The 16,037-nt window shown below is 33.9% G+C and carries 15 protein-coding genes and 2 pseudogenes; 3 read left to right on the top strand and 14 right to left on the bottom strand.

From position 1 onward, the window contains the following. Nucleotides 1-234: 234 nt before the first annotated feature. The 8 genes and pseudogenes from tdcB to I6L50_RS18315 form a co-directional block, all read right to left on the bottom strand. The gene (gene tdcB, locus I6L50_RS18350; protein ID WP_219302266.1) at nt 235-1,236 is read right to left on the bottom strand and encodes a bifunctional threonine ammonia-lyase/L-serine ammonia-lyase TdcB; all 1,002 of its coding nucleotides are present in this window, start codon (nt 1,234-1,236) and stop codon (nt 235-237) included. Between the two features lie 106 nt (nt 1,237-1,342). Continuing rightward, nucleotides 1,343-2,038 (bottom strand): annotated as a pseudogene (locus I6L50_RS18345) (GNAT family N-acyltransferase). Between the two features lie 117 nt (nt 2,039-2,155). Beyond that, entirely contained in the window at nt 2,156-2,704 is a 549-nt protein-coding gene (gene plsY, locus I6L50_RS18340; RefSeq protein WP_219302265.1) for a glycerol-3-phosphate 1-O-acyltransferase PlsY, read from the bottom strand. 135 nt (nt 2,705-2,839) lie between these two features. Then, nucleotides 2,840-3,739 (bottom strand): annotated as a pseudogene (locus I6L50_RS18335) (BadF/BadG/BcrA/BcrD ATPase family protein). An 18-nt stretch (nt 3,740-3,757) separates the two neighbouring features. Continuing rightward, nucleotides 3,758-4,909: an anhydro-N-acetylmuramic acid kinase AnmK gene (gene anmK, locus I6L50_RS18330; RefSeq protein ID WP_219302264.1), complete on the bottom strand. Its 1,152-nt coding sequence runs from the start codon at nt 4,907-4,909 to the stop codon at nt 3,758-3,760. A gap of 21 nt (nt 4,910-4,930) precedes the next feature. Further along, complete coding sequence (locus tag I6L50_RS18325; RefSeq protein WP_085311091.1) at nt 4,931-5,197, bottom strand: hypothetical protein; 267 nt, start codon at nt 5,195-5,197, stop codon at nt 4,931-4,933. A gap of 77 nt (nt 5,198-5,274) precedes the next feature. Then, nucleotides 5,275-6,558: a PTS sugar transporter subunit IIC gene (locus tag I6L50_RS18320; RefSeq protein ID WP_085311089.1), complete on the bottom strand. Its 1,284-nt coding sequence runs from the start codon at nt 6,556-6,558 to the stop codon at nt 5,275-5,277. Between the two features lie 11 nt (nt 6,559-6,569). Next, nucleotides 6,570-6,875, bottom strand: coding sequence for a PTS sugar transporter subunit IIB (locus I6L50_RS18315; RefSeq protein WP_219302263.1), 306 nt, complete (start codon nt 6,873-6,875; stop codon nt 6,570-6,572). Nucleotides 6,876-7,101: 226 nt separating this feature from the next. Here I6L50_RS18315 and I6L50_RS18310 point away from each other — a divergent pair, with 226 nt between their 5' ends. Further along, nucleotides 7,102-8,661 carry a glycoside hydrolase family 10-like protein gene (locus I6L50_RS18310; RefSeq protein ID WP_219302262.1) on the top strand — a complete coding sequence of 520 codons (1,560 nt, stop codon included), beginning with the start codon at nt 7,102-7,104 and terminating at the stop codon, nt 8,659-8,661. Nucleotides 8,662-8,717: 56 nt separating this feature from the next. On the opposite strand, the gene I6L50_RS18305 is transcribed toward I6L50_RS18310, so the two are convergent. From I6L50_RS18305 to I6L50_RS18295, 3 genes are all read right to left on the bottom strand, one after another. Further along, nucleotides 8,718-9,551: a DUF3974 domain-containing protein gene (locus I6L50_RS18305; RefSeq protein WP_219302261.1), complete on the bottom strand. Its 834-nt coding sequence runs from the start codon at nt 9,549-9,551 to the stop codon at nt 8,718-8,720. Nucleotides 9,552-9,575: 24 nt separating this feature from the next. Further along, a complete protein-coding gene (locus I6L50_RS18300; RefSeq protein WP_002119468.1) occupies nt 9,576-10,688 on the bottom strand; it encodes a toxic anion resistance protein in 1,113 nt (370 codons plus the stop codon). Nucleotides 10,689-11,032: 344 nt separating this feature from the next. After that, the gene (locus tag I6L50_RS18295) at nt 11,033-11,626 is read right to left on the bottom strand and encodes an O-methyltransferase (protein ID WP_002085565.1); all 594 of its coding nucleotides are present in this window, start codon (nt 11,624-11,626) and stop codon (nt 11,033-11,035) included. Between the two features lie 305 nt (nt 11,627-11,931). Between I6L50_RS18295 and I6L50_RS18290 the strand changes: the two genes are divergently transcribed. Continuing rightward, nucleotides 11,932-12,090: a hypothetical protein gene (locus I6L50_RS18290; RefSeq protein WP_002085567.1), complete on the top strand. Its 159-nt coding sequence runs from the start codon at nt 11,932-11,934 to the stop codon at nt 12,088-12,090. Nucleotides 12,091-12,124: 34 nt separating this feature from the next. On the opposite strand, the gene I6L50_RS18285 is transcribed toward I6L50_RS18290, so the two are convergent. From I6L50_RS18285 to I6L50_RS18275, 3 genes are all read right to left on the bottom strand, one after another. Beyond that, entirely contained in the window at nt 12,125-12,994 is an 870-nt protein-coding gene (locus I6L50_RS18285) for a sigma-70 family RNA polymerase sigma factor (RefSeq protein ID WP_219302260.1), read from the bottom strand. Further along, the gene (locus tag I6L50_RS18280) at nt 12,972-14,282 is read right to left on the bottom strand and encodes a phytoene desaturase family protein (RefSeq protein ID WP_219302259.1); all 1,311 of its coding nucleotides are present in this window, start codon (nt 14,280-14,282) and stop codon (nt 12,972-12,974) included. Before I6L50_RS18280 ends, I6L50_RS18285 begins: the two co-directional genes overlap by 23 nt. A 72-nt stretch (nt 14,283-14,354) precedes the next feature. Then, nucleotides 14,355-14,672 carry a luciferase domain-containing protein gene (locus I6L50_RS18275; protein WP_219303719.1) on the bottom strand — a complete coding sequence of 106 codons (318 nt, stop codon included), beginning with the start codon at nt 14,670-14,672 and terminating at the stop codon, nt 14,355-14,357. 291 nt (nt 14,673-14,963) lie between these two features. Between I6L50_RS18275 and I6L50_RS18270 the strand changes: the two genes are divergently transcribed. Further along, a complete protein-coding gene (locus I6L50_RS18270; protein WP_219302258.1) occupies nt 14,964-15,596 on the top strand; it encodes a cupin domain-containing protein in 633 nt (210 codons plus the stop codon). Nucleotides 15,597-16,037 lie beyond the last annotated feature (441 nt).

Genomic DNA, 16,037 nt, shown 5'->3' with positions numbered 1-16,037 from the left:
TCCTCCTAACAGCTCATTCATACATTAAAACCATTATATTAAATTTCTGTTTCTGTTTCGACAATATTGATATAATTATTTGAGTTATCTATGAAAATAGATGCTTAAATAAAATAATTCACTATACGGAAAATACAGCATGTGTATTACAACTTGTACTATACAGTAGACAAAAAGCAGAGCTAAGATTAGTTTTCTTAACTCTGCTTTCATAAAATTTATGTTTTTTAAAGATTATTTCACTTCATTAGCTACAAAAAATTGCTCACAAACACTCGAAATGCGTTGCAAATCTACGTTCCCACCAGATATAACCGCTACTACTTTTTTCCCTTTTATATATGTATCCACTTTCCCTGCAAGTAGAGCAGCAGTAGCTAATGCACCTGCACCTTCTACAACGGCTTTACCACGCTGTAATAAGTCTTTCATCGCTACTTCTAATTCACCTTCTGACACTGTTACAATATCATCTACTAATTCTTTTACAACCTCAAAAGTTAAATCACCTGGTATTTTAACTGCGCAACCATCTGCTATAGTAGGTGCCTCATAATGTTCTACGATTGTCCCTTTATTATAAGATGCCTTCATCCCATGAACATTTTCAGCTTGTACACCAATTATATTGATTGATGGATTAAAAGACTTTAATGCAACAGCAATACCAGAAATAATGCCACCTCCGCCAATTGGTACAATGACCGTATCTACATCCCACATATCATCAAGAATGTCCAAACCAATTGTACCTTGACCAGCCATTACCTCCACATCATCATATGGATGTAAGTATGTTTCACCTGTTTTCCTAATAATCTCCTCACATTTTGCCTTCGCATCATCAAAAGTTTCACCATATAAAATCACTTCTGATCCGTATCCTCTAGTTGCTTCAACTTTCGCCTTCGGTGCAGAAATCGGCATCACAATTTTACTCTTAATACCAAGTAAATGAGCAGATAAAGCAACTCCTTGCGCATGATTACCAGCGGAACAAGCAATTACGCCTCGCTCTTTTTCTTGATCTGTCAACTGTGACATTTTATTAAACGCACCACGAAATTTAAAAGAACCCGTTAATTGCATATTTTCTAATTTCAAGTGAATTTCTCCGCCTGTTTTACTAGTCAAATAAAATGATTTTACTAAAGGAGTTTTACGAGCATTTCTGTCTAAAATGTTTTGAGCTTTTTTAATGTCTGTTATATGTAATGGTAGTTTTTTAGTTATCATGCTAACACCTCTTCTAATAATTTATAATCTACTGTTTGTCTCATTTTTAAGTTTTCGTAAGTAATAATCCCTTTATACGCAACCAACTATGTTCAAAAATCATTGCTCATATATGTACGCCATTCTTTAATGTACATCTGTGTAAACAATTCAACATCCTTTTCATATCACGTTCTTTGTAATGATTCAGACATGCAATTTGGATCCAGTTATTCTTTTGTAAATACGCTGATTCATAATGAACAATATATCCTTGTAACGCTAACGCATCACCTAGCGCCTTAGAAGACTGATCTTCATTTAATTGAATGGTAACTATAATTGGCACGGCATGTTCTTTAGGTGAAACAAGATTTAAACCCATATTAGTAATAGCTTGTTCAATATATGTATACGTCTCTTTTATTTTTTCAAATACCATTTCATCTTCAAATATTTTTAATGCTTCTTGCAATGCATAAATTAAATTCCATGAATGGGAGTATGGGATACTTTCATTTTCTTCGTACATACCAATGTCCATATAAGCAGGTACTGCCTCGTTTACTTTTACAATTGAAAGTAAACGAATTTCATATACGTTTTCTCCATGTTCTTGCAAGTAAAAATCTAAATTTGAAATTTTATGATCTAATGAGAATGGTCGTTTTCCTCGCAACGCAACCATACCTACTAACTTATCACCATCTAAACAAATTAAATAAGTATTTTCTTCATGAAAACGATCTATACGAACATGCTCTTTCGTTTCTTCATGTTACGGAATTTCTTCTACAAATGTTTTATAATTCAATTTATGTATACTTTCAAATTCCCAAGATTAATCAGCAACTTTATAAATTAACCCCATGTTGTATCTCCTTTATGTATTTAATAAAAATTATAAGTGGAGATTAACTCCACTTATTAAAAGTTCATTTCATTCTCGATTTACATATAAAATAAGTACAATGATAAGTGCACTTAAAATAGTCGTAACAATAGAGTAAGAATACAAAATCATGCAAACTGGTAAACAAGCGATTGTAATTAGTCCGGGCTTAGTAAATCCTTTAAAGATTAAATAAAATATAATGAAAACAGCAATAAGAGTAAGCGCTATCAAATGATCAAATGCAATTAACCCTCCAATAAATGTTGAAATGCCTTTTCCGCCCTTGCCTTTAAATAAAATTGGGTAAATATGTCCAAGTATAACAGCCAATAATGCCAGCATTACGAATGTAGCATCTTCAAAAAGGTATTTTGCTATATAAACTACAATTGCACCTTTAATCGCATCACCTATAAATGTAGCGACAAAATACCCTTTTCCATATACTCTCCCCATATTTCTTGCACCGGGATTTCCGCTTCCTTCATCACGAATATCAACGTTATGTCTCCATTTTGTTACTATATAAGCGGTCAATATGTTTCCAAACAAATAAGAAGCCACTACATAAAACAATTGCATACTATTAATCATGTAATCATTCACTTTCTACATGGGAGTACTTATACAATATTCAATAACTATGTATATTGTACTTTTTCTTGCTTTACATCCCTTTGTATATTTTAACATCATATTTTTACAAATCATACAAAAATTCTCATACTTCTATTTTATAAAATATACACCCTTCATTAAATGATATGTTCCTTTCACTGCCATTTCTGATGGTGATACGAATGTAACTTCTCCCATACTTTTCTCACAGCATTTCTTAAATTCAGCATATATTTCAGGTACTGAACACAATATACTACCACTAACTGCAATTAAAGGTGATAAATCAAACTGCATCTTGTTGTAAATATTCACCGTAATTATCGTTAATTCCTTAGCCGCTTGCAGAATAATTTTATGTGCATCATCATTCCCATTCCTCGCTTCCTCTATAATTAATGGTGCAATTGCTGCAACTTTATCTTTTGAAGAACTATATACTAGTCTTTTTATATGAGATGATGTTAAAAGTCGAAACTCGTCTTGAATCCTTAAGCTTAATGGACAAAGTCTAACTCCTTGATCAAATTGATTTGCCATTCTCTTTAAACCTTGTAACGCAATCCAATAACCGCTTCCCTCATCCCCTAAAATATGTCCCCATCCACCGCTATACTCGTACACTTCGTCTTTCTTTCCTATACAAATTGCACCTGTACCACCTATAGTTAATATTCCATTCTTACCTTTTAAAGCAGCTGCATGTGCAATCATTGCGTCATTAAAAACTTCAATTTTCGTTTCATATTTCTTTATTAATCGTAATGTTAATTCATTTGTATTCGCTCCACTTATACCCGCTAACCCTAAACAAATACAAACGCAGTGCCCATCTATTAAAGCTTTCTTGCATTGATCGATCGCCTCCATAATATGCGAAACTGCTTTTTCATAATCTATTAATATATTTCCAAACCCACTCGTACCTCTTACAACTTCGTTTCCGTCTTAATCAAATGCAATTGCTTCTGTCTTCGTGCCCCCACCATCTACTCCAATCATATACTTCATATGTTCGCCTCATTTTCATCATCTTATTGGAGGGAATGTTATATTCCCTAAAACTACAGATTGCTTTGCACCTGTTGCGCTTGGCACATTACTCGGATTACGATGATGCGTTTCGTTTGCTAAAATCGCAAAGGCGATTGCTTCTTTCGCCTCTGAAGAATAGCCTATATCTTCTTGAATGAATATCGCGCACTTTTCTTCCTTCAATCCATTTCGTATCATTTCAACAAGTGTACGATTATAACTGCCCCCACCACCTAAAATTACTTCATCGATTTCATAATACGGCAGAATAAACTCCTTATAATGATGAACAATTGAACTTGCTGTAAACATCGTGACAGTCGTCAAAAGATTTTCTTTACCATGCTTTTCAAACCGCTTCAATAATTCACTTACAAACTCTTCTCCAAACTGTTCTCTACCAGTTGATTTCGGTGGATTCATTTTCAAAAATGGATGGTTCATACAATATGTCAAAATTTCATCTACAACTACTCCTTGTTTTGCAATCCTACCATTTTGATCATATGGCAACTGAAATAATCTTTGACATACATCATCGATTACCATATTTCCTGGGCCAGTATCAAAAGCAATAACGCTCTTATCACTTAGATGACTTGGTATTACTGTAACATTACCGATCCCGCCAATATTTTGTAGTAATCTATTTTTAGTTTGATGACGATACAAAATGACCTCTGAATATGGCACAAGTGGTGCACCTTGTCCCCCTGCTGCCATATCCATCGTTCGAAAATTAGAGATAACCGAAGTGTTCGTTTCATACGCTATAACTGCTGGTTCCCCAATTTGAAATGTTGAAGAAATAATATTACCTTCTGGTGCTGGTTGATGATAAATCGTTTGTCCGTGAGAACCTATTAAATCTAATTGTTTTAGCGACAAATCAGCCTGTTTACAAACTTCCTTTACAGCATTGGCGAAACATAAACCAAGTTTGAAATTTAAACTACATATTAGTTGCACATTTGAATTCTCTATTGATAATGCATGTTGTATCTCATTTTTTATATCATTGCAAAATGGAACAGTAGTAAAATGGATGAGTTCGACCTTAGAATCTACACCGTTCCCTTCTATATGAACGAGCGCTACATCTATTCCATCTAACGATGTACCGGACATTATTCCTGCAATATACATAAAATGCATGCCCCCTATTCACTAAAAAACAATTATGTAAGTAAACAACGTACAACCTACAGAAAACAATATAAATCTAATAAACAACTGGACTTTCGATACAAATGTGCCATCAATGAAAGAAACAACGATCGTAAGCAAAACACTTGCCGCAATGCTTGTAACGATCCATATACTATGCATTTGTGGTAGATTTAGCATTCTTAATAAAGGTACTAAGAGTAAATTTGCACATATTACTCCAAACAATAATATAAATACACCTTTATAACTAAATTTTATATTCATTCCATTTCACCTCTCTCGATTTAATATGAAAGAAGTGATAGACAAAAAGTCTATCACTCAAAATAACAGTATAAAACTTAAGGGCTAACAGATTCCCCGTCACCATTCTTTTCAATTTCAAGCATATTTTTGTCATACATTTTAAAGAATGGTAGGTAAATAAGGAATGATATTGCTATATTTATAAAAACTAATACTACTGCACGCCAATCTCCACCTGTGGCTAAATACGCGCCAATTGGAGCTGGTAATGTCCACGGCGGCATAATATGTGTTGGCGTTACAAATCCCATCGCAGTTGCTGAATATGCAACAGTTGCTGTTACGAGTGGTGTAATGATAAACGGGATAATTAAAATTGGATTTAGTACAATCGGCAATCCAAAAATAACAGGTTCATTAATATTAAAGATACCAGGCACAATACAAGTTCTTGATAATGCTTTCGAATATTTTGATCGACCAAATACAATCATAGCTAATACAAGTCCTAACGTCGCACCAGAACCACCAATCCATATAAACCATTGATATAATGGTTCTGGTGAAATGAATGGCAACTGGTTTGCTCCACTAGCAACTGCTTCACCATTTTTCCCTAAATATACTTCCCATAATGGCCGGGCAACAGTTCCAACAACCGACACACCATGGATTCCGAATGACCAAAAAAATGTAATTAAAAATACTGGAATGATTACACCGAAGTAACTATCACCAGCTTTTACTAACGGTGCCGCTAATTTATCAACTACATGATGTAAATCAATACTAAAAACTACAGTTACTAAACTCATTAAAATAATTACGAATGCAGCAGGTATAAGTGCTTCAAACGAACGTGAAACAGACGGCGGTACTTGTTCTGGCATTTTAATCATTACATTTTTCGTCTTACAAAATCTTAAAATCTCTACTGATAAAATAGATACGATCATCGTTACGAATAATCCATGCCCCCCGAGATTTGTCATCGGAAGCATAAATCCTTTTTTATCGATTAATTCGGGCGTCAATGTTAAAAGTAGTGAGCATACTGCTAACTGTGCCCCTGATAAAGCATCTAACTTATAACTTTTCGCTAAATTGTATCCTATACCAAATGCTATATATAAAGACATAATAAACATCGTTAAACGATATGGTATTAATATACTTGTTTGATTTTTCAATGCCCAAACTGATATGAAACTATCTTTCGGTAATGGTGGAAATGCTACTATTAAAAAGAAACTCCCTACGATAATAAATGGTAACGCCGAAATAACTCCATCACGGATTGCTTGTAAATGCCTCTGTTCAGAAAGCCTTGCCATCGGTCCAGATAAGTTTTTATCAAGAAACGTGACAAACTTATTCATAACGCTTCCCCCTAACTAATTAATTCATTTACAGTTTTTAATAAAGTCGGTCCACCAAGCGGCGTGTATGCTTGCGGCGGAATAATACCGCACGGAATAGATTCTTGTTCTGTAAGTTTTTTTACAGCGTCAAATCGATGTCTAACTTGAGGTGCAACCATTACAACATCCCAACCATTCTTTACTTCTTCCTCCACCTCACTTGTTCCAATAGCATGCACTTCCATGTTCATACCTTTTTTCTCTGCTTCTTTTTTTAAAGCGTTTACAATAATTGCGCTGGACATTCCTCCAGAACAAACGAATAAAACTTTCATTATTGAATCCTCCTATACTTATAAATTGTTTCCTTCAAATGAAAGAAAGTTTCACTTTACTAACAAGCATATGAAGAAATGAAACGATTTAGTTATACTGAAAGTAAATTTCACTAAAAATATTTTTCCTATTAAATTAATGTTTCAATATGCAATTTTCTCTATTGCAAGGCCAACCCCGCCTCAAATAATATATTAGATAATCATATGATAGGGAGGCGTATAAATGATTGTTAAACGTTTATTAATGATATGTTGTACCGTCATCTTTTTTATTCCTTTCTCTTTCATTTCCCCTCACTCTACTTATGCTGAAGTAAATACTACTTACAAAAAACATGAATTACGGGCTGTATGGCTAGCATCTGTTCTCAATATTGATTGGCCTTCAAAAACTGGCTTACCTATTGAAAAGCAGAAACAAGAATTTATAAGACTATTAGACGATGTAAAAAACACTGGTATGAATGCAGTCGTTGTACAAATTAAACCGACTGCTGATGCTTTCTATCCTTCAAATTACGGTCCTTGGTCTGAATACATTACGGGTACACAAGGAAAAGACCCTGGATACGACCCACTCGCATTTATGATTGAAGAAGCACATAAAAGAAATATCGAATTCCACGCATGGATTAATCCATACCGAATAACGATGAATCACACTGATATAAATCGATTATCGGATAATCACCCTGCAAAACAGCATCCCGATTGGGTTGTACCTTACGGCGGGAAGCTATATTACAACCCTGGTATTCCAGATGTGAAAAACTTTATAACGGAAAGCGCTTTAGAAATCGTAAAAAATTATGATGTTGATGCAATTCATATGGACGATTATTTTTATCCTTATAAAGTAGTTGGCGAAGAATTTCCTGATCAAAAAACATTTGAATCATATAATAATGGGAATTTTTCAACTATCGAAGATTGGCGTCGCAATAATGTAAATGAACTCGTAAAAGGTTTAAATACTGCTATAAAACAAGAAAAATCATACGTAAAATTTGGCATTAGTCCATTTGGCGTATGGCGAAATATAGCTGATGATCCAACTGGCTCTAACACAACTGCAGGTCAAAGAAACTTTGATGACCTTTACGCTGACACACGTGAGTGGATACAAAAAGGATATATTGACTACATTACACCGCAAATATATTGGAATATAGGTTTTACACCTGCTGCATATGATATATTAGTAGATTGGTGGGTAAAAGAAACCAATAATAAACCCATTCACCTATACATCGGTCAGGCGGCCTATAAAATTAATAACAACTCTGTCCCTGCTTGGTCTGATCCTGAAGAATATCCAAAACAAATCGCATTAAATCGTCAATATCCTGAAATAAAAGGAAGTATGCATTTTAGCTTAAAAGATATTAATAACAATCCACTAGGAGTTAAAAACAGACTCTCAAAAGACATATATAAGCATCTTGCATTAATCCCACCTATGCCTTGGCTTGATCAAGACCCACCAAAACAACCTACTTTAAAAGGTGCTATTCCAAGAGAAGAAGGTATTGCTATAGGTATCATTGATGATAGAGAGAATGACTCTGCTTATTACGCAATTTACCGTGTAAATGGAAAAAATGAAGTGGATATAGAAAATCCAAAACATTTACTTACTACTGTAAGAAAAACAAAACTTGGAGAAATTTACGTAGATAAAACGGCTATTTCTGGAGAAACGTATACGTATGTGGTAACTGCAGTTGATCGATTGCATAATGAAAGCATTCCTTCTAGTTTTACTACCGTTAAGGCAAAATAAAATCTCAAAAAAAACGCCTTAAAGCTGAGAAATACTTAGCTTTTAAGGCGCCTTTTTTATTTATTCTTAAACTTCTCAGTCGCTGCTCTCATCTTCACATTCAAATCATGATCAATGGAGTCGCGAATATCACGCTCTACTACTTCCATTTCTTTTTGGAAATTTTGCAAGTAGACTTTTAACTCTTCTTCTTTTTCTGGTCGTTGTGATGGAGGTAATTGCACCACTAAAGATAACATCGCAGTTAAATCTTTCATTAAAAACGTTTCAAGTTTATGTTGTTGTTCAAACATACGCTGCTCTTGATAGTACGGCAATGCATTTAATACTGAAATTGTAATGTCATCAACCGTTCTTTGTAGTGAAGGATTAATCGAGCGTTTATATGCTTGAATTGTATTTAATGCATCTGGATATCGATCATAGAAATACAGTTTATAAAACGATAAGTCTGTCGGCTTTACAGTTTGCTGCGTTTCTTGTCTTAAGAAATCTTTCACTTTCATCGCGGCCACATCGATATCTTCATTTGTAAGCTTTTTCGTTGTTTTTGCCATTACATGCACTTTTTTCTGTTTTTCTTTCGGTAACATTGAAAATACTTGTTCTCTCGTACGTTGACCTGATGTACAGAAAAGAGTATTCAATGTATGTTGTTCTTTCTTTCCTTCCGTACGAATCCAGCGATAAAAGAGTGGATGTTGCGTAAACTCTTGTAAAAACGGTGTCGATTTGTTTGATAATTTCTCAATGGAATCGTGTGCTCTCTTATATGGTTTCGTCCATGAAAAATAAAGTTTACGTCCGAAGTATACAACTAAAACAACGACAGTAAATGCGATTAAAAGTAATGATCCTAATAGTAATAATACTCCTTGAATGAAACTCATTTTTTCACCTCCTCTAAAAGTCTGTTATTTCCTTGGACGCTGAATGAGTTTCTGCTTCATCTCATCATTAAATGTATCTAGTTCAATTACAAATTTCTTACTAGACTCAATAATACGTTCTGACGATTTCTCAGATGCTTCAATAGCGGCAAATACATTTTGGAATGATTCACGTAATTTATCCATGCTAATTGCAGGATTTTCAAGGAGTTTTGTTGTTTCTTCTGTATTTTGTTTTAATGCTTGTGAATTGCTTAATACCATTGATTCAATCGCTTCATTTGTTGCATTAACAGCATCAATTGTTTTACGTTGATTTGTTAATGCAAGCTGTATTGCAGCGGAAACCGTTACAACATTTTGCGTCATCGTAATTGCATTACGAATTGCCTCTGATAGCTTTTCATTATTTTTCTTAATGATGTCTACAGATGCGATAGATTGTAATAATACACTTTTTGCTTGTTGCATATTACGAGTACGCACAAGTATCTTTTCTAATGCATCATTTATTAACGGAATATCCCTTTGACGTTCTGGATTTTGTTTCTCAGCTTCAAGCATACCAGCAAGTTTTCTTCCTAAGTATACTTGTTTATCAAGAGCGTGAATTTTATCGTGTGATTGCTCTTTTAACATTTCAAGACCAACCGTATCCTCTTGCAAGTTATCACGGCCAATGAGAAGTGATCTTATAATCTCCTCGATTTGCTTATCTATAGATTGATATTTATGCACGTAATTTTCAAGCGGATTTTTCTTAAACACTTTAAACATAAGTTTCTTCATACCAGTTGCTTTTAATGAGTTTGGATCAAGTTCCGATACCACTTTTCGTAATTCTAACAATGTATTTGGAATTTCTTCATTCTTTCCATTCATCATCGCTGTCACTGGACGTTTTAAAGCTGATAGCGTTTGTCCTGCCGCTTGCTGCTCTTTATCCCCTAAGTCTCCAAGCTGCGACAATACTTTTGATAAATCTGTATTTTGCTCGCTATTTAACTTTTGTACATAAAGATCTGCTTCTTTATTCAGTTCTTCAAGTTCTGCATCTTTTATTACTGTATCCACTACTACTTCTACATTATTATCTTTCACAATCGATACAGGTTCTTTTTTCTCGAGTTCAGTCAACAAAATCGCTCCTTTATTTATATGTGCGAATTTATGTGCACTATATTTCATCTAATATATCGTATTTCATATACATTTTTGCTTGAAATCGATTTTTCAAGAAATACCTGCTTATGCAGTCATTCCCTGTTTCATAGTATAAGTATACCTGTTCTCGTCATTATTTTCCTCAGACTTAAGACCTAGAGAACAACATGCTGAAGACGGATTCTTCACAGCTTACCTTACTTATCACCACTGACTATTAATTTTAAATTCCATTTAGTTACCTTCTTAAATTCATACAATGCTCTATCTTTTGACATATACTATCTTTCAATGTGATAATTATATTAGGTCCACTTCTAATTATTCTTCCGCGCAACAAATGCTCCCTTTTGAAAAGCTAATAATACGGTTTCAAACGTAACGTCTTCTTCAATCATCTTTATAAATCCAGCTAATTCCCCCGCATGAGAAGTTGCATTATCAATTACAAGAAAACCTTTTGGCTCTAAAATACGTTTTATATGTTCCCACCACCACATGTATTGCGTGCGCTCTGAATCTAGGAAAATAAAATCAAATGAACGATCTACTTGCGAATCTAAAAATGCCCCAGCCTCTTGATTATGAATATCGATTCTCTGTGTAAGATTTGCCCTTTCAAAATTTCCAAGTGCCTCTCCAACCCGTTCTGAAGAAAGTTCTACAGTTATAACATTTCCATTTGTTTCTTCTACCGCATTTGCTAGCCACAATGTAGAATAGCCATTTGAAGTTCCAATTTCTAAAATTTTTTTTGCATTGCACCCCTTTACTAATACTGATAAAAACTGCCCCATTTCACGAGAAATATTTCTTAATTTTTCTTCTCTTTTTTCTTTATGTCGATCATGCTCTTCTCCATATTGTTCAAGTTGCAATAATAATGAATCTAGAGTATTCATTTTCTCCATCACCTTTCCAAGCAATATGATGAAAAAGTACATGATGCCCGTCTACTTTTCATTATATGCGAAATGCACACCTTTTTCCTGTTATACGACAAAGAATTAAAATTTTTTATAGCATATTGTTTCGTTTTTTGGTAAAGTTAATTTCTACGTGCAATTATTTAATTCACATTATTTTACAATCAGTTTTCAATTATAAGATAATCTAAACCCCATTTAAATGAATCGGTATTTCTAATTCAACTAAGCGCCCTTTTCGGACGCATTTTCTTTTGTTTATATATTTCTGTAAGAAAGGATGCTTACACATGAACGTGATTAACTTAGATGCTGCTAGAAGACGTAAACAGCATAAAAAACTAATGATAACTATACCGATTATTAAACGCATTTATGAAGAAGACGGGGAAATTAAATTCGAGGTAGCCGGCGAAAAAGATGTACCTCTTGAAATGTTAGAAAAATAAAAAAAAGACGCATTTCTAAAGAAATGCGTCTTTTTTATACTATTACATTTAAGTGCATAAGTTTTTCAGGATTAACCATCATATAAATGTTTGAAATTTTCTCATCCTCAAATATGAATGAAAGTACATACGTCACTTTATTATTTATTGTAACTATAACGCCTGGTGCACCATTTACTATTTTGAAATCAACACTATACTTTTCTGGCAATCGTTTTGCAATTCCAAAGAACAAACGTATAATTTTATCTGCAGAATAAATCGGATTAATTGCAGTTGTAACTTTACCACCACCATCTGCTTTAAATATCGCATCTGTTTTTAATACTTCTAACATGCCTTGCGTATCCCCACACTGTAATGATGATACAAACTTTTCCACATAGGCAGCCATTTTCTTCGTACTTAATGTTGATTGCTTCGGCTTATCTAAAATACTTTTTCGTGCGCGTTGAAAGATCTTCCGGCAATTCACACTACTCTTATCAACAATTGAAGCTATTTCCTCGTAGTCATAACTGAAAACCTCTCTTAATATGAAAACAACCCTTTCTACCTCAGACAATTGTTGTAAAAGTAATAAATATGCCGTAGAAATTGATTCTTTCATTACAAATGACTCTACTGGCTCATCAGACTCTTCCACAAATGGCTCTGGTAACCACATCCCTACATATACATTACGTTTATGCGCTGCCGAACGTAATTTATCAATTGAACGATTTGTCGCCATTTTACACAAATATGCTTTCATATTTTCTATAGATTGAACATCCTCTATATTATTTACCGCGATAAATACGTCATGAACGATATCTTCAGCGTCCATAACACTCCCAAGGATTCTATATGCTAATGAAAATAATAATGGTTGATACGCTTCATATAATTGCTCCGTTTCCATGATGAACTGCCTCACTTTCTAATTGCTTTAAAATGTGTAACGCTGCACGTTTCCCGCTTGCTACCGCAGCATCAGCTAATATTTCATCATGCCCAGCCCAATCTCCTGCAACGTAAACACCTGGCATTTCAGGTATATTAGGGCCCGGTTTTTCAACACGGTCAATATGAGGAAAATCATGTACTACCGTTATTTTCGGTAAATATTGCTTTGCAACAACTTCTCTTTTCCAATTAGGATGTAGCAATTCCATCGTATTTTCTAACTGTTCTTGATCATCATGAAAATGATTTATCTCAAGCATAGGATTATGGTACTTAATTAAACTCACTACAAGTGCTCCATCTTCACTTAATTTGGCTGCTCTTGATTGATTCGTGAAAAATATAGGTTGATCTAACCCTAATGCAAATTGATGTGTAGGATTGGTTAAGCGTCTTAAACCAATATCTAATGCAGCGACGGTAACCGGTACCGATTGTTCACTCCATCTATACAAACTTGTTCCTTCTGCACCTTTTATTATTTTACAAGCTTCTTTCGGTGGCATCGTCACGACAACTGCATCAACTTCAAATACTTCATCATCCAAACATCGAATTTTTTGTACACCTTCACAATGTTCTACTTCCAATACATGCTTACTAGCCTGAAATTGCACCCCAACATTATTCGCTATATCTCTTAATTTTGTTATTATCGTCTCCCAACCACCATCTACATAAAATACTCCTTCTTTCATAGACAGCTGTATTTGCTTTAGTACAGATGATGCTAATTGTATTGTAGGAGCAAACGTATATGTTGTTGTTCGGCATAGTGCATAAAATATATTTCGAACCATCGGATCTTTTATTTCATTTTCTGCCCATGTAGATAAACTCATTTTTTGAACTTCTCCTACATCTAATTTTCCTAAATGAATCATAAGACGAGAGAATTGTACTTTTGCAGCCCATGAAAGTAACGGTGTTGATAAAATGGAGCGAAAATCTGTTGGAATGGTAAATACATCCCCTTTCCATATTCCATATGCTTTTGTAGATGGCATTCCACCTGGAAGATTCAAACCTAACTCATTAAAAGTTAAAAATGCTGCTCCTCCTCTGTATAAAGCATGTGCACCAAGATTCATGCAAATGCCATTTTTATTTATAGTCATCCCCCGACCACCAAAGCGACTGGATTTTTCTAATACAATAACTTTCCTTCCAGATTTCGCTAAATATATAGATGCTGTTAACCCAGCAAGCCCACCGCCAACAATTGCTACATCAAATGTATTCATAATAAAATCCCTCCTTATCGTTCTACATACAAGACGAACGATTTAGGAGGGATGTGACATAAAAATAAATTTTTATTTATCTACTTTATTTCTTTTTTGTATTCGGTCATATTGCATACGAAATAACTCAACTGCGAATGGAATATCCTCTTCACTCTTTATATAATAACTTATCCATCCTGATTCGGGTAATACATGGTGTGGTTGAACTGATCCTTGATTAATTAATTCATCTCGCTTTAGTTTCGGAAATGGTAAATCAGCTAACTTATCCCCGTGAAGATGCCCTAATTCTTTCTTGCCATAGTTTAATTCTACTCCACCAAATCGGTGTGGCTTTTCAGAAACACCTCCCCAGCTAAGCACTTCTTTTCTAATTACTTCACTAATAAAAGGCCAATTCCTTTCTATAAGGCATTAGTCTTTTCATATAACGTAACCATTAAAATATACGAAATAAATTTTAATATTTTTACTCCTAACCTAACATCAATAATTCCGACTTTCATTAGTTCGCTCTAATTTTTATCCGTATTTACATTATGAGAAATAAAAAGCACAACCTATATTATTTATAAAACAGGTGAATTTATTATGATACAGACAAATGCACATAACTAACACTAGGCACATATCCTAAAGTTGTATCCATACTTACCTATAGAAAGGCGGGTAATACAATTGACTTCTAATATCGACTACGCTTCCCCCTCAACTAATTTCACTCATGATTTAAGTAAAAGTAATTTTTTTAAGAAAGATGCCCAAAATTATATAAATGTACTTGGCATTAAACAATTAAATACTTTAGAAAATACTTCTTTATTAGATATTTATTTAAGTACAGGCAACGTTGTAGAACCACATATTCATCAAAATGCAGCTGAACTTGTTTACTGTATTTCAGGATCTGCAGTTGTTTCTTTACTTAACCCATTTACGAATCAAATATTAAACTTACCGATAAAACCAGGGCAAGTTGCCAACATTCCACAAGCGTGGTGGCATTATGAAATTGCTTCAGCAGATAATACTCATTTATTAGCTATATTCAATGCCCCAACCCCAGAAGTTATTTTTGGTTCTGATATTTTAAGATTAACTCCCGCTAATATGATGGCTCATACTTATTGCCTCAATGAACAACAATGGAAACAAGCAGTATCCCCAATTCAATCAACTACGGTAATTGGTCCCCCGGCGAACTGTAATCAAAACCGTGACATGATAAATCAGTCAACTCAGCCCCCTACTCAACAACAAAATCTATATTACCAAGATTCTTATTACTTCCCTCTATACTGGGGGTATTAATTAGTATCATTTTAATAGAACCATCATTTATCTCCTCGGAAAATACCAAGGAGATTTTTTATCGTAACAATTAATAGAGTTCATACATATAATATTTATATATTTAATTGGAGGTGATAGTACTATGAGTAATTATAACTATCGAAAAAACTACTCTAATAATAAAAATAGTAGCTCTTCAGCATCCTCTCAATCTTCGAACTCTCAATCTTCCGATTCCCAGTCACAAAGAGATTTAGCCGAGCAAGGCTATATAAAGAAAAAAGGATGTAACTGTAATAAAAATAAATAGTTTATTACTAATTTGAGCAATGACATTTCACCGCTCATGATTAACAATTTAACCCACTAGTATATAGTTTATTTAATGGATGAATTCTGTTTTTAATAGAATTCATCTTTTTTGTTTATATGTAATTTTTCAAACCATATAACTTATTC

The sequence above is a fragment of the Bacillus sp. FDAARGOS_1420 genome (assembly GCF_019344915.1).
GTDB lineage: Bacteria > Bacillota > Bacilli > Bacillales > Bacillaceae_G > Bacillus_A > Bacillus_A mycoides.
The sequence above is the reverse complement of the archived record's forward strand: the minus strand, read 5'-3'. Positions and strand labels throughout refer to the sequence as shown.